This is a genomic window from Acinetobacter lwoffii (assembly GCF_049367455.1).
In the GTDB taxonomy this organism is placed as follows: Bacteria; Pseudomonadota; Gammaproteobacteria; order Pseudomonadales; family Moraxellaceae; genus Acinetobacter; species Acinetobacter lwoffii_W.
In genome coordinates this window covers 1,187,513-1,208,998 of the sequence record NZ_JBMPXW010000001.1, presented here as the reverse complement: position 1 = coordinate 1,208,998, position 21,486 = coordinate 1,187,513, and the positions used below count along the sequence as shown (strand labels likewise).

Annotated in this window: 15 protein-coding genes and 5 tRNA genes; all 20 read left to right on the top strand. The window is 45.4% G+C overall.

Annotated elements, in window-relative coordinates:
- The first annotated feature begins 62 nt into the window (after positions 1 to 62).
- A complete protein-coding gene (gene gspN / locus ACO1B7_RS05785) occupies positions 63 to 806 on the top strand; it encodes a type II secretion system protein N (protein WP_005250453.1) in 744 nt (247 codons plus the stop codon).
- Complete coding sequence (locus ACO1B7_RS05780) at positions 806 to 1,660, top strand: type II secretion system protein N (RefSeq protein ID WP_005250460.1); 855 nt, start codon at positions 806 to 808, stop codon at positions 1,658 to 1,660. The genes gspN and ACO1B7_RS05780 overlap by 1 nt, the downstream gene beginning before the upstream one ends.
- Positions 1,661 to 1,698: 38 nt before the next feature.
- The gene (gene gspD / locus ACO1B7_RS05775) at positions 1,699 to 3,963 is read left to right on the top strand and encodes a type II secretion system secretin GspD (protein ID WP_005102817.1); all 2,265 of its coding nucleotides are present in this window, start codon (positions 1,699 to 1,701) and stop codon (positions 3,961 to 3,963) included.
- Positions 3,964 to 4,025: 62 nt separating this feature from the next.
- A complete protein-coding gene (locus ACO1B7_RS05770; RefSeq protein ID WP_004729299.1) occupies positions 4,026 to 4,685 on the top strand; it encodes an FHA domain-containing protein in 660 nt (219 codons plus the stop codon).
- A gap of 78 nt (positions 4,686 to 4,763) precedes the next feature.
- The gene (locus ACO1B7_RS05765) at positions 4,764 to 5,432 is read left to right on the top strand and encodes a phosphoglycolate phosphatase (RefSeq protein ID WP_423089896.1); all 669 of its coding nucleotides are present in this window, start codon (positions 4,764 to 4,766) and stop codon (positions 5,430 to 5,432) included.
- 108 nt (positions 5,433 to 5,540) lie between these two features.
- Complete coding sequence (gene trpE, locus ACO1B7_RS05760; RefSeq protein WP_314104309.1) at positions 5,541 to 7,034, top strand: anthranilate synthase component I; 1,494 nt, start codon at positions 5,541 to 5,543, stop codon at positions 7,032 to 7,034.
- Between the two features lie 98 nt (positions 7,035 to 7,132).
- A tRNA-Thr gene (locus ACO1B7_RS05755) sits at positions 7,133 to 7,208 on the top strand.
- A 56-nt stretch (positions 7,209 to 7,264) separates the two neighbouring features.
- A tRNA-Tyr gene (locus ACO1B7_RS05750) sits at positions 7,265 to 7,348 on the top strand.
- Positions 7,349 to 7,386: 38 nt separating this feature from the next.
- Positions 7,387 to 7,462 (top strand) — tRNA-Gly (locus ACO1B7_RS05745).
- Between the two features lie 17 nt (positions 7,463 to 7,479).
- A tRNA-Thr gene (locus ACO1B7_RS05740) sits at positions 7,480 to 7,554 on the top strand.
- Between the two features lie 150 nt (positions 7,555 to 7,704).
- The gene (tuf, locus tag ACO1B7_RS05735) at positions 7,705 to 8,895 is read left to right on the top strand and encodes an elongation factor Tu (RefSeq protein ID WP_004646112.1); all 1,191 of its coding nucleotides are present in this window, start codon (positions 7,705 to 7,707) and stop codon (positions 8,893 to 8,895) included.
- A gap of 52 nt (positions 8,896 to 8,947) precedes the next feature.
- Positions 8,948 to 9,023: transfer RNA gene (locus tag ACO1B7_RS05730), tRNA-Trp, on the top strand.
- Positions 9,024 to 9,097: 74 nt separating this feature from the next.
- Positions 9,098 to 9,538 (top strand): preprotein translocase subunit SecE, encoded by a 441-nt coding sequence (gene secE / locus ACO1B7_RS05725; protein WP_004278617.1) that lies wholly within the window; start codon positions 9,098 to 9,100, stop codon positions 9,536 to 9,538.
- 7 nt (positions 9,539 to 9,545) lie between these two features.
- A complete protein-coding gene (nusG, locus tag ACO1B7_RS05720; RefSeq protein ID WP_004278615.1) occupies positions 9,546 to 10,079 on the top strand; it encodes a transcription termination/antitermination protein NusG in 534 nt (177 codons plus the stop codon).
- A 119-nt stretch (positions 10,080 to 10,198) separates the two neighbouring features.
- Positions 10,199 to 10,627: a 50S ribosomal protein L11 gene (gene rplK / locus ACO1B7_RS05715; RefSeq protein ID WP_004278614.1), complete on the top strand. Its 429-nt coding sequence runs from the start codon at positions 10,199 to 10,201 to the stop codon at positions 10,625 to 10,627.
- 3 nt (positions 10,628 to 10,630) lie between these two features.
- Positions 10,631 to 11,326 (top strand): 50S ribosomal protein L1, encoded by a 696-nt coding sequence (gene rplA, locus ACO1B7_RS05710; RefSeq protein WP_004278613.1) that lies wholly within the window; start codon positions 10,631 to 10,633, stop codon positions 11,324 to 11,326.
- Between the two features lie 324 nt (positions 11,327 to 11,650).
- Positions 11,651 to 12,157, top strand: a complete 507-nt coding sequence (gene rplJ, locus ACO1B7_RS05705) for a 50S ribosomal protein L10 (RefSeq protein ID WP_004278612.1) — start codon at positions 11,651 to 11,653, stop codon at positions 12,155 to 12,157.
- 48 nt (positions 12,158 to 12,205) lie between these two features.
- Entirely contained in the window at positions 12,206 to 12,571 is a 366-nt protein-coding gene (gene rplL / locus ACO1B7_RS05700) for a 50S ribosomal protein L7/L12 (protein WP_004278611.1), read from the top strand.
- Between the two features lie 307 nt (positions 12,572 to 12,878).
- Positions 12,879 to 16,967 (top strand): DNA-directed RNA polymerase subunit beta, encoded by a 4,089-nt coding sequence (gene rpoB / locus ACO1B7_RS05695; protein WP_005102827.1) that lies wholly within the window; start codon positions 12,879 to 12,881, stop codon positions 16,965 to 16,967.
- A gap of 163 nt (positions 16,968 to 17,130) precedes the next feature.
- On the top strand, positions 17,131 to 21,321 hold the full coding sequence (gene rpoC, locus ACO1B7_RS05690) for a DNA-directed RNA polymerase subunit beta' (protein ID WP_253146789.1): 4,191 nt from the start codon (positions 17,131 to 17,133) through the stop codon (positions 21,319 to 21,321).
- The last annotated feature ends 165 nt before the right edge of the window (positions 21,322 to 21,486 follow it).

The following is a 21,486-nucleotide window of genomic DNA, read 5'->3' as shown; positions in this document are numbered from 1 at the left end:
GTGGGTATAAGGGGAAAATTATAAATGGGGGATTTGGACTTGAGCGATTGGTCGTGGTGGGGATGAGCAGTAAACCGAAAACTTTAAGATGGTTGATCCTTGCTCTTGTTGCATTTTTTATTTTTGTCGTATTACAAGTGCCAGCAGCCTGGTTAATTTCAAAATTTTATAAAAATAACCAGACGTTGCATAATGTAAACGGAAATATCTGGCAGGGAAGTGCGGACTGGAAAAAAGGCAATCTTCGGGGCAGTCTGAACTGGAAAGTACGGCCGCTGGATTTGCTGTTGCTGCGAGTTGGAGCACATATGGATTTGCATAGTGGCAATACCCAGCTTTCCGGGATCATGGCCTATGGTCTGAATAAATCTTTAATTGTCAAAAATCTTGAAGGGCAGGTCGCGCCTGAAACCTTAAAAAAAGTTGCAGACTGGCAATGGCCGAGTACTGCGATTCAGTTTAAAGATCTGGATTTTAAATATAAAAAAGATCAGGGCTTTAGTCAGGTGGCCGGGCAAATGCAATGGGTGGGTGGTGAGCTGATTTATACCTTTGCCCAGCGTCAGGAACGCATGAATGTACCCGCCATGACTGGACAACTCGCAGATGAAAGCGGACAGCTGTTAATTGGTGTTCGGGATAGTCGCGATCAACGTATGCTGAATATCAAGCTTGATCCGAGTCTGATGCTGGATATCCAGCTCACCCAACGCTTTTTAATGAATGCGCCTTCCTATGAAGGTAAAGCCGGATTAGATACCTATGTGATCAGTACCCGCCAACCCTTAATGGGAGGCTTGAATTGATGACAGTTTCTCTGAATGATTTAAAAAATATTGAACTGAAACAGCTCAATCGTGCTGCACCTGTGGTTTTGTTACTGCTCATCCTGTATCTATGCTGGAAGCTGGCGGCTTTGTTCTGGTTGCTGATAGCTCCACCCCAGGCCATGCAGCTGGATCGGGTTGAACTGGGTTCGCAACAGCCGCAAATTCCGAATATCGGTGCATTTTCGCTGTTTCAGGAAGTTGGGCAGTCTGCGGGTGTGGTTGAAACCGCCAATATCATTTTACAAGGGGTGATGGTCGCCAGTCCAAGTTATAACTCTTCTGCGGTACTGAAAATCAATGATCAGGTCGATCGTTACCGTGTCGGGGAAATGTTGGCCAATAGCGGTTTTGAGTTGGCTGAAGTGCATTGGGATCGGGTTATTTTGCGTCGATCCACAGGTGCTACTCAGGAAATCTTATTCAAAGGTCTGGAAAATGGCTTGAATCAGCCGATTGTGCCGGAAACATCAGCATCTTCAAGTTCAATGCCTGCTATGCCTTCTAATAGTGGTATGCCTGAGCAGCCTTCGCCACAGAATGAAATTGGTCGGGCCATCCAGCAGATGCAGGAAAACAAAGACCAGTATTTACAGAATATGGGGGTGAGTGCAGCAGATGGTAGTTATGAAGTGACTTCACGGACGCCGGCTGCACTGCGTAATCGCCTGGGTTTAAGACCGGGCGACCGGATTTTGTCTTTAAATGGCCAGACGCTGAGCCAGGGACAGACCGAAGCACAATTACTGGAACAGGCCCGACGTGAAGGTCAGGTCAAACTCGAAATAAAACGTGGTGATCAGGTGATGACCATACAACAAGATTTGAAGTGATGTGTCATCACGCATAGGGTTAGGAAACACGAAAGTTTATGGCTTTATTTAATAATAATCGATCAGCATGGGCATTCTGTGTGGCCGCACCGTTAATGGCTATGGTCAGTACGGCGAGTTATGCACAAACCTGGAAAATCAACCTTCGAGATGCTGACTTAACTGCATTCATTAATGAAGTGGCCGATATTACCGGCAAAAACTTCGCAGTCGATCCGCGGGTACGTGGCAACGTGACGGTCATCTCCAATAAAGCCCTGAATAAAAATGAAGTCTATGACCTGTTTTTAGGCGTACTGAATGTCAATGGTGTGGTGGCGATTCCTTCGGGTAACACCATCAAGCTGGTTCCGGACAGCAATGTCAAAAGCTCAGGCATTCCCTATGATGCCAGAAGCCGTGCCAGTGGTGACCAGATTGTGACCCGAGTGTTGTGGCTGGAAAATACCAATCCGAATGACTTGATTCCTGCATTACGTCCTTTAATGCCGCAGTTTGCCCATTTGGCGGCGGTGCCGGGTACGAATGCCTTAATTGTGTCGGATCGTGCCAGCAATATTTACCAGCTGGAAACCATTATTCGTAATCTGGATGGCACCGGTCAAAATGATATTGAAGCGGTCAGTTTACAATCCAGTCAGGCCGAAGAAATGATTGGACTGATCGAGTCCATGACTGCCACCGGTGGAGCTAAAGATGTCCGCGGTTCACGGGTGCGGGTGATTGCAGATACTCGTACCAACCGGATCATCATCAAAGGTGATCCCACGACGCGCAAACGGGTGCGTCAAGTGATCGAAACTCTGGATGTGCCGGCTGCGGATCGTTTGGGCGGTTTAAAAGTTTTTCGTCTGAAATATGCCAGTGCCAAAAATCTTGCGGAAATCTTGCAGGGGCTGGTGAGCGGGCAGGCGGTGAACAGTAGTAATTCAAATTCAGGTAGCACAACCTCGACCTCGTCTTCACTCAGTTCCAGCAGCAATTTAAATAACAACAATACCAGTACGGGTTCGAGTAGCAACACCTCTTCAGGCATTCAGCTGAATACCGGCATGAATAATGAGCAGGGCGGAATTACCAGTTTTAATGGTAATGGCGTCAGTATTATTGCCGATACCACGCAAAATTCTCTGGTGGTGAAAGCGGATCCACAACTGATGCGAGAAATTGAATCAGCAATTGACCAGCTGGATATCCGTCGTCAACAGGTGCTGATCGAAGCCGCGATTATTGAAGTGGAAGGAACCGATGCGGATCAACTCGGTGTGCAATGGGCCTTGGGTGATATCAGCAGTGGGATTGGGCTGGTGAACTTCGATAATTTTGGGACTAGTCTGAAAAATATTGCGGCCGGTTATCTCACCGGTGGTGGTGCAGGTGCTGCAAGTGCCGTGGGCGCGGGCAGTTCACTGGTACTCGGTGATTATCGTGAAGGCAGTGATGGTTCCCGTCGTCTGTATGGTGCGATGATTCAGGCACTCAAAGAAACCACTAAATCCAACCTGTTGTCTACGCCGTCGATTGTGACCATGGATAATGAAGAAGCTTATATTGTGGTGGGTGAAAACGTACCTTTTGTGACAGGCTCAGTGTCTACAGGTGCTGCTGGAGTTGCTAATCCCTATACCACCATTGAACGCAAGGATGTCGGGGTCACTTTAAAGGTGGTCCCGCATATTGGCGAAGATGGTACGGTACGCCTGGAAGTGGAACAGGAAGTTTCTGATGTCAAGGCCAGTAAAGGGCAGGCACAGGATCTGGTCACCAGCAAGCGAGCGATCAAAACCTCAATTCTGGCCGAACATGGACAAACCATTGTCCTTGGTGGTTTGATCTCAGATAACACCAGTTATGGGCGTCAGGCTGTACCTGGTCTGGGTGCGATTCCAGGCTTGGGACGTTTATTCCGTTCAGAAGGTAAGTCCAATCAGAAGCGTAACCTGCTGATTTTTATCCATCCAACCATTGTAGGCGATAAAAATGCAGTGCGTAAACTGACCCAACAACGCTATAGTCAGCTATATAGTCTGCAACTCGCACTCGATTCGGACGGGAACTTTGCCAAGCTGCCAGAAAGTGTTGAAGATGTGTATCAACAGCGAATTCCAGTATCCAGAACGCCATTGCAAAACTCGACTTATCAAACTGTGCCGACCGCACCCGTTCAGGCGCAGCCAGCCAATGTAGTTGTTACGCCGGTAGCGATAGAACCAGTGATTCAGCGACAAGTGGTAGAACCCGTCCAACAGGTAGAAAAAAGTAAAAATACCGTTACAACAACCACACTTAGACCCAAAAGCTAAGTCATTCGCATTTGCAGACAGCATGTTATGATAATGTCAAAGAGAACAGAGAAGTAACTTTCATGACTTGGAAAATACACGCGATTACAGGCGACTTAACAGGACAGGAAATTAGCATTGACCGTGACATGCTGGTGGGGCGTCATCAGGCGGCAGATATCGTGTTACAGGCTGCGGAAATCTCCCGTAAACATGCGGCATTTTTACTAAAGGATGATGCGCTCTGGGTGCAGGATTTGGGTTCATCGAATGGCACTTTCGTCAATGATGTGCAGATTGCGCAAGAAACCTTATTAAAGCAGGATGACATTGTTCAGTTTGCCAGCTTGAAATTTTCAGTAATGGCGCCTGCGGCTGCAGTAGAGGTTCCAGCAGAAATTGAAGCAACGGCAGAAAAAGTCGTGGAACAGGTCGAAGTCGCTGAGCCTACACCTGCACAGCAAATGAATGATCAGGGAATGCCGGAACTGAAACATCGTGATGCTACGGTACAATTAACCCGTGATGGCATGCCAACCAATGTCGGTATTCCAAAACCGGCACCTATTCCGGAAGGCGTGGACATTAATGCGGTAAAACCAGAGCCTACCCCAATTCCGGTTGAGCAGCCTGTATCACGTGTAGAACAGGAAAAAGAAACCCAGAAAAATGTATCTGTAGGTTTGATTTCAGTGATTGTGCTGATTATTTTGGCAATTATGGCTTGGTTGTTGTTCAAATAAGCTGATGATTGGTTACAATCAAGGCATGCATAGCGCATGCCTTTTTTGTGGCTGCGCACATTATAAAAGAGGGTCGGGATGTCTATTGCACAATTAGAAAAGCGTGAACTGATCTTGTTTGATCTGGATGGTACCTTGGTGGATTCAGCACATGATCTGTATCGCGCCATGAATATGAGCCTGAATGTGCTGCAATTGCCTCTGGTAACTGAAGAGCAGGTACGGACCTGGATAGGTAAGGGCACGTCGATATTCTGTGAAAGTGTACTCCAGCATCTGGTGGGTGAAGTCACACCGGCACAGCATCAGGAACTCTTAACGACTTTTCTGGATATCTATAATGTCGATCCCTGCGTCGATACCGTTCCTTTTCCGGGAATCCTGAAATTTCTGGACTGGGCTAAAGCCCAAGGTAAAACCCTGATTTGTGTGACCAATAAGCCTGAACTTCCTGCCCGCAGTATCTTAGATACCTTGGATATGGCTCATTATTTTGCCGATACCATTGGTGGTGACCGTTTTACTGAACGTAAACCGCACCCACGCCAGTTGCTGCACTGTGTTGAACATTATAAGGTGAGCAAAGAACAGGTCTTGTTGATTGGAGATTCTTCCAATGATGTCGAAGCCGCACGCCGCGCCGGGATTGATTGTGTTGTGGTCAGCTATGGCTATAATCATGGTGAAAATATTGCAGATTGTCAGCCGCAGCAGATTGTGGATGATCTTAGAGAATTACTTGCCTAATACGCGTACTAAGGAAAGAAAATGAATAGTTGTAAGGTTTTTCGATGGCGTCGCTCAGTTCAATTCTATTTACATACTGAGTAACCCTAATTTAAAGAGAAAAACCGCATGACCACTCAAGCACAATTCCAGCAACTTGCTGCACAAGGCTATAATCTCATTCCTGTTTATCGTCAGCGTCTGGCAGATACCGATACACCACTTTCTATTTTTGCACGCCTTAAACAGCATCAGCAGGCTTATTTATTTGAATCCGTAGAAGGCGGAGAGAACTGGGCACGCTATTCGATTATTGGACTAGGTGAATCTACTGTATTTTCCTGCAATGCAGGCGAACTGACTGTACAGTATGCAGATGCTTCAATTGAAAAACAGCACTGTGCTGATCCATTTCAATATATCCGTGATTTTCAGGCGCAATTTAAGGTGCCTACCCAGGTAGAATTGCCGGACTTGCCGAGTTTTACTGGTGGATTAGTTGGTTACTTTGGTTACGACGCTGTGCGTTATATCGAGCCGAAGTTAAAAAATGTGCCTGAAGCAGATCCGGTTGGTTTACCCGATATCTGGATGATGCTGTCTAAAACCGTCATCGTGTTTGATAATTTAAAAGATACCTTGTTCCTGATCGTACATGCTGATGCCACTGCTCCGGGTTCTTATGAAAAAGCACATGAACAATTAAATGAATTAGAAAATATTCTTGCCACGCCCATCAGTCTTAAAGCTGAAAAACATAGTCCGCCACATTTCGAGTCCCTCACCGGACATGACAACTTCATTGCTTCGGTGGAAAAGGTCAAAGAGTATATTCGTGCTGGAGATGTAATGCAGGTCGTACCCGGGCACCGGATGGTGTCTGACTTCGACGGTGACCCGCTACAGGTGTATCGTGCGCTGCGTCATCTCAATCCATCGCCGTATTTGTTCCTGGTGCAAGGGCAGACCTTGGAAAATAACACGCCATTCCATATTGTCGGTTCCTCTCCTGAAATTCTGTCCCGTCTGGAAAATGGTATTGCCACAGTTCGTCCATTAGCGGGAACCCGTCCACGTGGCAAAACCAAAGAAGAAGATCTGGCACTTGAGCAGGACTTACTCTCTGACGAAAAAGAAATTGCTGAACATGTCATGCTGATTGATCTGGGACGTAATGATGTGGGACGCATTGCAAAAATTGGCAAAGTGCAGGTAACTGATCAAATGGTGATCGAACGTTATTCACATGTGATGCATATTGTCTCCAATGTGCAGGGTGAAGTACGTGATGATGTCGATGCTCTGGACGTTTTTAAGGCAACTTTCCCCGCAGGCACACTTTCAGGCGCGCCAAAAATCCGTGCCATGGAAATTATTGATGAAGTTGAGCCGGTAAAACGTGGAATTTTCGGTGGCGCTGTTGGTTATTTAGGCTGGCACGGCGAAATGGACATGTCGATTGCGATTCGTACCTGTGTCATTCGCGAAAATAAGGTCTATGTTCAGGCTGGAGCAGGGTTAGTTGCCGACTCAAATCCTGAATCTGAGTGGAATGAAACCCAAATAAAAGCTCGCGCAGTGATCAAAGCGGTTGAATTATCATCAAATGGTTTGATTTTATGAGTTTTTGACGTTTTTTTTGAAAAAAACACTTGCAAGGATTCTGAGTTTTGCTAAACTGCACACCGTTCCGATACGAAACGTACGAAACACTAAGAAACGCCGGCATAGCTCAGTTGGTAGAGCAACTGACTTGTAATCAGTAGGTCCACAGTTCGAATCCGTGTGCCGGCACCATCTTAGAAGTTTGGTAGTGTGAAGTAAAGAACAGCACTGATGTAAGTGTAAAAAATGGTGAGGTTCCCGAGCGGTCAAAGGGGGCGGACTGTAACTCCGCTACGAAAGTTTCGAAGGTTCGAATCCTTCCCTCACCACCAATTTTAAGACTTCAATAAGTGGTTTGTACCAACATCGTGCGGGAGTAGCTCAGTTGGTAGAGCGGTAGCCTTCCAAGCTACATGTCGCGAGTTCGACCCTCGTCTCCCGCTCCATTGAAGTACTAATATTTGCTCTTATAGCTCAGTGGTAGAGCACTCCCTTGGTAAGGGAGAGGTCTCGAGTTCAAATCTCGATAAGAGCTCCAGATTACAGTTTGGCAACTTTGTTGCAAAGAAATTCCAAAAGCAGGCTATTTAGTCTGCTTTTCAAGTATTTGGTGTTCGGTTTTTTTAAACGATATGTCGGAGCTGGGTTTTACTCAGAATTGTGTTCGACGTAAACGAGGAAGATTAACATGGCTAAGGCTAAGTTTGAACGTAATAAGCCACACGTTAACGTGGGCACAATTGGTCACGTTGACCATGGTAAAACAACTTTAACAGCTGCAATTGCAACTGTATGTGCGAAGAAATTCGGTGGCGAAGCGAAAGACTACGCTGCAATCGACTCTGCACCAGAAGAAAAAGCACGTGGTATTACAATTAATACTTCACACGTAGAATACGATTCTCCAACTCGTCACTACGCTCACGTAGATTGCCCGGGCCACGCCGATTATGTTAAAAACATGATTACTGGTGCTGCTCAGATGGATGGCGCGATCCTTGTATGTGCTGCGACTGATGGTCCTATGCCACAGACTCGTGAACACATCCTGCTTTCTCGTCAGGTAGGTGTACCTTACATCGTTGTATTCTTGAACAAATGCGACCTTGTAGACGACGAAGAGCTTCTTGAACTAGTTGAAATGGAAGTTCGTGAACTTCTTTCTACTTACGACTTCCCGGGTGATGACACTCCAGTGATCCGTGGTTCTGCTCTTCTTGCGCTTAACGGTGATGACAGCCAATACGGCGAGCCAGCTGTAGTTGCGCTTGTTGAAGCACTTGACTCTTACATTCCAGAGCCAGAGCGTGCAATTGACCTTCCATTCCTTATGCCAATTGAAGACGTATTCTCAATCTCTGGTCGTGGTACAGTAGTAACTGGCCGTGTAGAGACTGGTATCGTTAAAGTAGGTGAGTCTGTAGAAATCGTTGGTATCCGTGATACTCAAACTACTACAGTAACTGGCGTAGAAATGTTCCGTAAACTTCTTGACGAAGGTCGTGCGGGCGAGAACTGTGGTGTTCTTCTTCGTGGTACTAAGCGTGAAGACGTACAACGTGGTCAAGTATTGACTAAACCAGGTGCGATCAAGCCACACACTAAATTCGATGCAGAAGTATACGTACTTTCTAAAGAAGAGGGTGGTCGTCACACTCCATTCCTTAACGGTTACCGTCCACAGTTCTACTTCCGTACTACGGACGTAACTGGTGCGATCGCGCTTAAAGAAGGCGTGGAAATGGTTATGCCTGGTGACAACGTTGAGATGTCAGTAGAGCTAATCCACCCAATCGCAATGGACCCAGGTCTACGTTTTGCGATCCGTGAAGGCGGTCGTACAGTGGGTGCTGGTGTAGTTGCTAAAGTAACTGCATAATCATAGAATAAGACAAGCAGGTTGGAGCTTAGGCTCCAACTTGTTGTTTTGCAGGTCAGTAGTTCAATTGGTAGAGCGTCGGTCTCCAAAACCGAATGTTGGGGGTTCGAGTCCCTCCTGACCTGCCAAGTTTCTAAAAAGACGCTTGATGTCGGCAAAATTGGTCATATAATAAGTCGCGAAACCTACGACGAGTACAAAAATGTCGAATGAAAAATCACGCGACGCATTAGGCGAAGCGGCAATTCCTCAAAGAAATAATCCTGCAGTAGATGTAAGTTCTGGTTCTCCATTAGACATGGTTCTATGGGTTATCGCCTTGATTTTATTGGTTGGTGCAATGATGGTAAACCAATATTTACCAGCGTACTGGGCACCTGCGAATGATATTTGGGTGCGCGTTGGGGTGATTTTGGCTTGTATCGTTGCAGCATTCGGTTTATTATACGCCACCCATCAAGGCAAAGGCTTTATTCGTCTGCTGAAAGATGCACGAATTGAGTTGCGTCGAGTGACCTGGCCTACCAAGCAAGAGACGATGTCCACATCTTGGCAAGTTCTTGTTGTAGTCGTAATTGCATCCATCTTATTGTGGTGTTTTGACTATATTTTAGGCTGGTTAATGAAGTTTATTATCGGGTAAGAGAGCTATGAAACGTTGGTACATTATTCATGCCTATTCAGGTTATGAAAAACAAGTGATGCGTTCGCTTAATGATCGAATCCAGCGTAGCGCTGTTGCCGATAGCTTTGGTGAAGTCCTTGTTCCTACCGAAGAAGTGGTAGAAATGAAGGATGGCAAGAAGCGTAAATCAGAGCGTAAGTTCTTTCCTGGCTATGTCCTAGTCGAAATGGAAATGAACGATGATACTTGGCACATTGTTAAAGAATGTCCAAAAGTTTTAGGTTTTATTGGTGGTACGGCTGAAAAACCGGCACCGATTACGCAAAAAGAAGCAGATGCGATTCTTGCGCGTGTACGCAATACTGGCGAAGCACCTCGTCCTAAGACGATGTTTGAACCAGGCGAAGAATTACTCGTGGTTGACGGGCCATTCACCGACTTTAAAGGTGTGGTGGAAGAAGTTCAGTACGAAAAGTCGCGTTTAACGCTGACCATTAATGTATTTAACCGACCAACTCAAGTTGAATTGGAATTTCGTCAAGTCGAAAAATCAGTCTAATTTGTATGGGTTGAAAACGCCTGACTTATTTATAAGTCAGGCATTGTTGTTGTAACGGTATCGTTACTTGAAATCATTGGGGAGCCTTCACCGGCGTTTGCACCCAGAGGTAATTTGAAATGGCTAAGAAGATTGACGGCTATATCAAGCTGCAAGTTCCAGCTGGTAAAGCGAATCCATCTCCACCGATTGGTCCTGCACTAGGTCAACGTGGTGTGAACATCATGGCATTCTGTAAAGAATTCAATGCTGCTACACAAAAAGTTGAAGCTGGTCTGCCAATTCCAGTCGTGATCACTGTGTACAACGACAAGTCGTTCACATTCATCATGAAAACTCCACCTGCTGCTGTTCTTCTTAAGAAAGCTGCTGGTATCCAGAAGGGTTCAGCTGTACCTAACAAAACTAAAGTTGGTAAGTTGACTCGTGCTCAAATCGAAGAAATCGCGACTACTAAAGAACCAGATTTGACTGGTGCTGATTTAGACGCACGTGTACGTACCATTGCTGGTTCTGCGCGTTCTATGGGCTTGGAAGTGGAGCTTTAAGACATGGCTAAATTAACTAAACGTCAAAAAGCGATTGTAGCTGCTGTAGAAGCACACAAAGTTTACACGCTAGAAGAAGCTGTTGCAGTTTTAGAGAGCCTTCCAGCTCCTAAATTCAAAGAATCTCTAGATATCGCGGTAAACCTAGGTGTTGATCCTCGTAAATCTGACCAGGTTGTTCGTGGCGCGACTACACTTCCTGCAGGTACTGGTAAAACTGTACGTGTAGCTGTATTCGCTCAAGGCGCTGCTGCTGAAGCTGCTAAAGCTGAAGGTGCAGACGTTGTTGGTTTCGACGATCTTGCTGAAAGCATCCAAGCGGGTAACCTTGACTTTGACGTAGTAATTGCTGCTCCAGATGCAATGCGCGTTGTAGGTAAACTTGGTACGATCCTTGGTCCACGTGGCTTAATGCCAAACCCTAAAGTGGGTACTGTAACTCCTGACGTTGCTACTGCAGTTAAAAATGCAAAAGCTGGTCAAGCACGTTACCGCGTAGATAAAGCTGGTATTATCCATGCTGCGATCGGTCAAGTAGGTTTTGAAGCTGCTGCTGTTCGTCAAAACGTTGAAGCACTTGTTGCTGACTTGAAGCGTTTGAAACCTGCTACGTCTAAAGGCGTATACATTCAAAAGATCACTTTGAGCTCAACTATGGGCCCTGGTTTGATCGTTGATGTAGCAAACGTTTCTAAATAAGTCTCGACTTATTACAGAATTTTAAAGCCCTGAAGATGTCTCCTTCTCCCTCTGGGAGAAGGTCGGGAAGAGGGTTAAACCTCTCCCTAGCCATCTCCTAAAAGGAGAGGGGATAATTTAGGCAAACTTTGAATTGATAAATGAAAATTTATCAGCGTCAAAGACCGCGGGCGAGGGGAGTTTTGTGCTTCTCTCTTAATAGCCCAGCCTGCGTAGACGCGGTGGTGTGATTTGTTCATCCTCCGCGTGTGAGTCCAGTGATGGTCTTGCGAATTGGGAGTGTACTTCGCGTAAGTACATAAATCACCGTTAGGAGGTTTTACAATGGCTCTTCTTATCGAAGGCAAAAAACAGATCGTAGCTGAAGTTGCTGAAGTTGCTTCTACTGCATTTGCTGCTGTTGTTGCTGACTATCAAGGTTTGACTGTAGAGCAGTTAACTACTCTACGTGTTGAAGCGCGTAAACTTGGTGTTACTACACGTATCGTTCGTAACACTTTGGCTAAACGTGCTCTTCAAGATACTCAATTCAATATCTTGAACGACAACCTTGTTGGCCCAACAATCTTAGCTTTCTCGAATTCTGAAGACGACATGGGTGCTGCTGCACGTTTGTTCGAAGAATTCGCTAAAACTAATAAAGCATTTGAACTTAAAGCTGCTGCATTTGATGGCAAACTTTATCAAGGTGCAGAAGTTAGCGTAATCGCGAATCTTCCGAACCAAGAGAAAGCGCTTACTATGCTTGCAAACGTTCTTCAAGCTCCTATTTCGAAATTGGGCCGCTTACTTACAGCGCTTCAAGAGAAAAACGAGTCAGAAGCTGCTTAAGCTCAAACTTAAACACACATCATTCAATACCCATTTGGAGTTAATCTCATGGCTTTAACAAACGAAGAAATCCTAAACGCAGTTGCTGAAAAAACTGTTCTTGAACTTGTTGAACTTATCTCTGCTTTCGAAGAGAAATTCAATGTATCTGCTGCTGCTGTAGCTGTTGCTGCTGGCCCTGCTGCTGCTGCTGCTGAAGAACAAACTGAATTCAATGTTGAATTGACTTCTTTCGGCGCGAACAAAGTTGCTGTAATTAAAGCAGTTCGTGAAGCGACTGGCCTTGGCTTGAAAGAAGCTAAAGACATGGTTGAAGGCGCTCCTGCAGTTCTTAAAGAAGGCGTTTCTAAAGAAGAAGGCGAAGAGCTTAAGAAGAAACTTGAAGAAGCTGGTGCTACAGTTACTCTTAAGTAATTTCTTAAGGGAGCCGGTTTTTTTATAATCGGCTCCAAAAATTGGCTGATGGCTCTTGGGTCATCAGCCTTTTTGCGTTACAATAATCGGCTCGATTTTTGTTTGCATGATATAAAAATCATACAAATTGAAAATAAACATAATGAACAAACGTTTACCAATATTTTTCATTAAAAAATATTGATAAGCGTTTTAATACCACTAAAAATTGCAGCATTTGTAAAGAGTGGTGGCCATATCGGCCAGCGTAATTCCTTCTGAGCCCGTTCTGCAGGCGGGCTTGGTTTACACTTTCCGAGGACTCCAGATGGCATACTCATATACCGAAAAGAAACGGATCCGTAAGAATTTTGGTAAATTGCCTAGCGTCATGGATGCTCCGTACTTGCTCGCGATTCAAGTCGACTCGTACAGAACATTCTTACAAGATGGCAAATCACCAAAAAACCGCGAAGATATCGGTCTCCAAGCCGCATTTCGTTCAGTTTTTCCTATTGAAAGTTATTCTGGCAATGCTGCTTTAGAATTTGTTGAGTATAGTCTTGGTAAGCCTGAGTTTGATGTACGCGAATGTATCCTTCGTGGCTCAACTTATGCAGCACCAATGCGTGTAAAAATTCGTTTGATCTTGAAAGATCGTGAAACGAAGTCAATTAAAGACGTACGTGAACAAGAAGTCTATATGGGCGAAATGCCATTAATGACGGATAACGGTACCTTTGTAATTAACGGTACCGAGCGTGTGATCGTGTCACAATTACACCGTTCACCAGGCGTATTCTTTGACCACGATAAAGGCAAGACTCACTCAAGTGGTAAAGTCCTTTATTCAGCGCGTATCATTCCTTACCGTGGTTCATGGTTAGACTTTGAATTCGATGCCAAAGACCTCGTCTATGTACGTATTGACCGTCGTCGTAAATTGCTTGCGACTGTGGTGCTTCGTGCCTTGGGTTATAGCAACGAAAACATTCTCGACATGTTCTACGAGAAAGTACCTGTGTATCTTGACATGGGTAGCTACCAGATCGACCTGGTGCCTGAACGTCTGCGTGGCGAAATGGCACAGTTTGACATCCTGGACAAGGATGGCAAGGCAATTGTTGAGCAAGGTAAACGTATCAATGCGCGTCATGTACGTCAAATGGAAGCTTCAGGTCTTGAAAAACTTGCAGTGCCAGATGAGTACCTATATGAGCGTATCACTGCTGAAGACATCCCATTAAAAGATGGTGATGTGATTGCAGCCAATACTGTATTAAGCCATGAAATCATGGTGAAAATTGCAGAAGGCGGCGTGAAACAGTTCAATATTCTGTTCACTAATGATATCGACCGCGGTTCATTCGTTGCAGATTCTCTACGTGCAGATACAACGAGCAATCGTGAAGAAGCATTGGTAGAAATCTACAAAGTGATGCGTCCGGGCGAACCACCAACAAAAGAAGCTGCTGAAAACTTATTCAACAACTTGTTCTTCTCTTCTGAACGTTATGACTTGTCTCCAGTGGGTCGTATGAAGTTCAACCGTCGTTTGGGTCGTCCTTACGAAGTGGGTACAGACCAGAAATCACGTGAAGTTGAAGGCATTCTCTCGAACGAAGATATCACTGATGTATTAAAAACATTAGTTGAAATCCGTAACGGTAAAGGTGAAGTCGACGATATCGATCACTTGGGTAACCGTCGTGTTCGTTCTGTTGGTGAAATGACAGAAAACCAATTCCGTGTAGGTCTGGTTCGTGTAGAACGTGCTGTTAAAGAGCGTTTATCACAAGCTGAAACTGACAACCTGTCTCCACAAGATTTGATCAATGCGAAGCCTGTTGCTGCTGCAATCAAAGAATTCTTTGGTTCAAGCCAGTTGTCTCAGTTTATGGACCAAAACAACCCGTTATCTGAGATTACGCACAAACGTCGTGTTTCTGCGCTTGGTCCCGGCGGTTTGACGCGTGAACGTGCAGGCTTTGAAGTACGTGACGTACATCAAACTCACTACGGTCGTGTATGTCCAATTGAAACACCGGAAGGTCCAAACATTGGTTTGATCAACTCGCTTTCTGTTTATGCGAAATGTAATAACTTCGGTTTCCTGGAAACCCCATACCGTAAGGTTGTTGATGGTCGTGTAACAGATGAAGTTGAATACCTGTCTGCGATTGAAGAAGTAGGCACTGTCATTGCACAGGCCGATTCTGCAATGGATAAAGACGGTAACTTAACAGAAGAGTTTGTATCTGTTCGTCATCAAGGTGACTTCGTACGTATTCCTCCTGAAAAAGTAACGCATATGGATGTATCTGCTCAGCAGGTCGTATCTGTAGCAGCGTCACTGATTCCATTCCTAGAACACGATGATGCCAACCGTGCATTAATGGGTTCGAACATGCAACGTCAGGCAGTTCCGACGTTGATCGCTGACAAGCCGCTTGTTGGTACCGGTATGGAAGCGAACGTAGCACATGACTCAGGTGTATGTGTGATCGCTCAGCGTGGTGGTCGTATCGAGTTTGTTGATGCGTCTCGTGTGGTTATTCGTGTGAATGAAGACGAAATGATCGCAGGTGAAGCAGGTGTAGATATCTACAACCTGATCAAATACACCCGTTCGAACCAGAACACTTGTATCAACCAGAAAGTTCTTGTGAACCTGGGCGATAAAGTAGGTCGTGGTGATGTACTGGCTGATGGTCCATCAACAGATGGCGGTGAGCTGGCATTGGGTCAAAACATGCGCGTTGCGTTTATGACCTGGAATGGTTACAACTACGAAGACTCGATCTTACTTTCTGAACGTGTACTTCAAGAAGACCGTTTAACGTCTATTCATATCCAGGAATTGTCATGTGTTGCACGTGATACCAAACTGGGTGCGGAAGAAATCACTGCTGATATTCCGAACGTAGGTGAAGCTGCTCTGTCTAAACTGGACGAGTCAGGTATCGTTTACATCGGTGCTGAAGTAACTGCTGGCGATATCCTTGTTGGTAAAGTAACCCCTAAAGGTGAAACACAGCTTACTCCGGAAGAAAAATTGCTACGTGCAATCTTCGGTGAAAAAGCGGCTGACGTAAAAGACTCATCTTTACGTGTTCCATCAGGTACTAAAGGTACTGTGATTGACGTTCAAGTGTTTACACGTGACGGTCTTGAAAAAGACGAACGTGCTCAAGCAATTGAAAAAGCGCAATTGGATGCATACCGTAAAGACTTGAAAGAAGAATTCAAAATCTTCGAAGAAGCTGCACGTGAACGTGTAATCCGCCTACTGAATGGCCAAGAGTCGAATGGTGGCGGTACAACTAAACGTGGCGACAAACTGTCTGAAGACGTGTTGTCTGGTTTAGAGCTTGTTGATCTTCTTGAAATTCAACCAGTTGACGAAGCAATTGCTGAACGTTTAACTCAAATTCAAGTGTTCTTGAAAGAGAAGAGCTTCGAAATTGATGAGAAATTTGCTGAGAAAAAACGCAAACTTTCTACAGGCGATGAACTGACGACTGGCGTATTGAAAGTAGTTAAAGTTTATCTTGCTGTGAAACGTCGCATCCAGCCTGGTGATAAGATGGCGGGTCGTCACGGTAACAAAGGTGTTGTATCAAACATCTTGCCAGTAGAAGACATGCCACATGATGCCAACGGTGTACCTGTTGATATCGTATTGAACCCGCTGGGCGTACCATCGCGTATGAACGTGGGTCAGATTCTTGAAACTCACTTGGGTATGGCGGCGAAAGGTCTTGGCGATCAAATCGACAAGATGATGAAAGAGCAACGTACTGTACTTGAGCTTCGTGATTTCCTAGACAAGATTTACAACAAAGTTGGTGGCGAGCAAGAAGATCTTGATAGCTTGACTGATGAAGAAATCTTGAAACTTTCTGGCAACTTGCGTGCTGGTGTACCTTTGGCTACTCCTGTATTCGATGGTGCTGAAGAAGGTCAGATCAAAGAGTTGTTACAACTTGCAGGCCTGTCTAGTACTGGTCAGACCGTATTATATGATGGTCGTACTGGTGAGCGTTTCGACCGTCCGGTAACTGTTGGTTACATGTACATGCTGAAACTGAACCACTTGGTGGATGACAAGATGCATGCGCGTTCAACTGGTTCTTACTCTCTAGTTACGCAACAGCCGCTTGGTGGTAAAGCACAATTCGGTGGTCAGCGTTTCGGTGAGATGGAAGTCTGGGCACTAGAAGCTTACGGTGCAGCATATACGCTACAAGAAATGCTGACTGTGAAATCGGATGACGTTGAAGGCCGTACCCGTATCTACAAGAACATTGTAGATGGCAACCATTATATGGACCCGGGCATGCCTGAATCGTTCAACGTATTGACCAAAGAGATCCGTTCTTTAGGTATCAACATTGAACTGAAAAATGGTGACTAAGAATCTCCATTAAATCTCCCCAAACCCCTCTTTGATAAAGAGGGGCTTCCCCCCTTAACAAAGGGGGATTGAGGGGGATTCTTGGGATTCCCAATTCAGTTAAAAAACAATATTTGTGACCCAGTTGTTGAGTGAAAATCTCCACAACACACGGAGAAAAAAATTGAAAGACTTGCTCGATATCATGCGCAAAAAGACGGATTCAGACGGTCATGCTCCAGTAGAGTTTGACCGCATCCGTATTGGTCTTGCGTCACCAGAAATGATTAAGTCATGGTCTCACGGTGAAGTTAAAAAGCCAGAAACCATTAACTATCGTACGTTCAAGCCTGAACGTGATGGTTTGTTCTGTGCCAAAATCTTTGGTCCAGTGAAAGATTACGAATGCTTGTGTGGTAAATACAAGCGTATGAAATACAAAGGCGTCATTTGTGAAAAATGTGGCGTTGAAGTAACAACTGCGAAAGTTCGTCGTGAACGTATGGGTCACATCGAGCTAGCATCTCCAGTTGCACACATCTGGTTCTTGAAATCATTGCCTAGCCGTATCGGTCTATTATTAGACATGACGCTACGTGATATTGAACGTGTATTGTATTTCGAATCTTATGTAGTGACCGATCCGGGTATGACTCCATTTGAGAAATACCAGCTTCTAAACGATGAAGAATACTTCAATGCATTAGAAGAACACGGTGATGAATTCACAGCGAAAATGGGTGCTGAAGCGGTTCAAGACTTGTTGAAAGACATCGATCTTGAAGCTGAAATTGCGCGTCTTCGTGAAGAAATTCCTGTTACAACTTCAGAAACCAAGCTGAAAAAAGCGTCTAAGCGTTTGAAGTTGATGGAAGCATTCAACGATTCGAACAACAAGCCAGAATGGATGGTGTTAACTGTACTTCCAGTTCTTCCACCAGATCTACGTCCGCTTGTACCACTTGAAGGTGGTCGTTTCGCGACTTCTGACCTGAACGATCTTTATCGTCGTGTGATCAACCGTAACAACCGTTTGAAGCGTCTTCTTGACCTTGCAGCGCCAGACATCATCGTACGTAACGAAAAACGTATGTTACAAGAGTCTGTAGATGCATTGCTGGATAACGGTCGTCGTGGTCGTGCAATTACCGGTTCGAACAAGCGTCCGCTTAAATCTTTGGCAGACATGATCAAAGGTAAGCAAGGTCGTTTCCGTCAAAACTTACTTGGTAAGCGTGTTGACTACTCTGGTCGTTCGGTAATTACTGTTGGTCCAAACCTGCGTTTGCATCAATGTGGTCTTCCGAAGAAAATGGCACTTGAACTGTTCAAGCCATTCATTTTCGCGAAACTACAAGCTTCTGGTCAAGCAACTACCATTAAAGCTGCGAAGAAAATGGTTGAGCGTGAAACCCCAGAAGTTTGGGACGTTCTTGCTCACGTGATTCGTCAACATCCAGTAATGTTGAACCGTGCGCCAACACTTCACCGTCTGGGTCTTCAAGCATTTGAACCGATCCTGATCGAAGGTAAAGCGATCCGTCTACACCCACTCGTATGTGCTGCGTTTAACGCCGACTTCGATGGTGACCAAATGGCGGTACACGTACCATTAACACTTGAAGCTCAGCTTGAAGCTCGTGCGTTAATGATGTCGACGAATAACATCTTGTCTCCAGCGAATGGTGAGCCAATCATCGTACCGTCTCAGGACGTTGTCTTGGGCTTGTATTACATCACGCGTGATGCAATCAATGCCAAAGGTGAAGGCATGGTGTTCGCGGATACTCACGAAGTAAACCGTGCACTGGCAACAGGTCAGGTTGATCTACACGCTCGCGTTAAAGCACGTGTACACCAGACTGTCATCGACGAAGACGGTAACCGTGAACAGCAAACCATTATTGTAGATACGACGCCTGGTCGCTGCCTGCTTTGGGAAGTTGTACCTGAAGGGATGGATTTCCAGCAAATTAACGTTGAGATGACCAAGAAAAACATCTCGAAGTTAATTAACTCTTGCTACCGTAAATTGGGTCTGAAAGATACTGTTATCTTCGCTGACCAATTGATGTACTTGGGCTTCCGTCAGGCGACGCGTTCAGGTGTATCTGTCGGTATGGAAGACATGGTTATTCCACCGCAAAAACAAGCAATTATTGGTAAAGCGGAAGCTGAAGTTCGTGAAATCGAACAACAGTTCGAACAAGGTTTCGTAACTGCCGGCGAACGTTATAACAAAGTGGTCGATATTTGGGCACGTACCAATGACCAGGTTGCTAAAGCGATGATGGACAACTTGTCTTTCACTACTGTGAAGAACAAACAGGGTGAAGACGAGAAGCAAAAATCATTCAACTCGATCTACATGATGTCTGACTCGGGTGCCCGTGGTTCGGCAGCTCAGATTCGTCAGTTGGCGGGTATGCGTGGTTTGATGGCGAAGCCGGATGGCTCGATCATTGAAACCCCAATTAAAGCGAACTTCCGTGAAGGTTTGACCGTACTTCAGTACTTCATCTCGACACACGGTGCGCGTAAAGGTTTGGCCGATACAGCACTGAAAACTGCGAACTCGGGTTACTTGACTCGTCGTTTGGTAGACGTTGCGCAAGACTTGGTCATTACCGAGCCGGATTGTGGTACGTATGACGGTCTGGTCATGACTCCGTTCATTCAAGGTGGCGATGTCATCGAAAACCTGGGTGCACGAGTATTGGGTCGTGTGGTTGCTGAAGATGTGAAACGTGTAGGTACAGACGAAGTTCTGCTTCCACGTAATACGTTAATTGACGAGAAATTGGCGACGTTTATCGAAAGCCAGGGTGTCGACGAAATTAAAGTACGTTCAGTCGTGAACTGTGCGTCTACCTTCGGTGTATGTGCGAAATGTTACGGTCGTGACCTAGCACGTGGTCATCAGGTGAACCCGGGTGAGTCTGTTGGTGTAATGGCAGCTCAATCGATTGGTGAGCCAGGTACACAGTTAACGATGCGTACCTTCCACGTCGGTGGTGCTGCGAGCCGAACTTCTGCTGCAAACAGTGTACAAGTTCGTAACCAAGGTACAGTACGTTTCCACAACGTGAAAACAGTACAACATGCCAAAGGTCATTTGGTGTCGACTTCACGTTCAGGTGAAATCGGTATTGCGGATGATTTAGGTCGTGAGCGCGAGCGCTATAAACTGCCTTACGGTGCGTCTATCTTGCTGAAAGATGGCGAAGCTGTAGAATCAGGCGGTATTGTGGCGACTTGGGATCCGCATACACATCCATTGGTAACAGAAGTTGCTGGTAAAGTACGTTTCAGCCAGATTGCTGATGGCGTGACGGTTACTTCTAAAACTGATGATGCAACAGGTATGTCAACCATCGAAATCTTGCCAGTGACTTCACGTCCTGCGTCAGGTAAAGATTTGCGTCCTGCTGTTGTGTTGGATACCGTTGATGGTGGCGAACAGTTCTACTTCCTGCCACAGAACACGATTCTTTCTGTTCGTGATGGCGAAACGATTGGTGTCGGTGATGTCATCGGTCGTGTACCACAAGAAACTTCACGTACCCGTGATATTACCGGTGGTCTGCCGCGTGTAGCTGACTTGTTCGAAGCACGTAAGCCAAAAGAGCATGCAATCCTTGCAGAAGTGTCGGGTGTTGTAAGCTTTGGTAAAGAGACCAAAGGTAAGAACCGTCTGGTGATTACGCCGGATGATGGCTCTGAGATTTATGAAGAGCTGATTCCGAAATGGCGTACGATTAACGTGTTCGAAGGCGAACATGTGAACCGTGGTGAAACTATTTCTGATGGTCCACAGAACCCGCACGATATCTTACGTTTGAAAGGCGAAGTTGCGCTTACAAACTACATCGTGAACGAAGTTCAGGACGTATATCGTCTGCAAGGTGTAAAAATCAACGACAAGCATATTGAAGTCATCGTACGTCAAATGCTGCGTAAAGTTGATATCACTGATGGCGGCGATACCAGCTTTATCAAAGGCGAACAAGTGGATTACATCCGCGTTGTTCAAGAAAACCAAGCAGTTCTTGCACAAAACAAGTTCCCTGCGAAGTTTGAACGTCAATTGATGGGTATTACCAAAGCATCGCTTTCTACTGACTCGTTCATCTCTGCTGCATCGTTCCAGGAAACCACGCGTGTGTTAACTGAAGCGGCTGTAACAGGTAAAGAAGATGACTTACGTGGCTTGAAAGAGAACGTGGTTGTAGGTCGCCTGATCCCAGCGGGTACAGGTTTGGCTTACCACCTGGAGCGTCGTCGTCAAGAAGCAGAAGCTGCAGAATTTGAACTGCACAATGACTTCTCTGATGTAGACCAAGCTCTAAGCCAGGCATTTAACGAAGAATTCTAATTCGAGTTAAAGCTGAGAAAAGAGACGCCTTCGGGCGTCTTTTTTTTGTCTGAAATTTATAAATAAGACATCTTGAATAGAAGAATAATCCATTGATATTTACAAAACTCAGCAGGAATACCGAGAGAAGTAACACGCTACAAATTTTAGTTTCATAAAATGAAG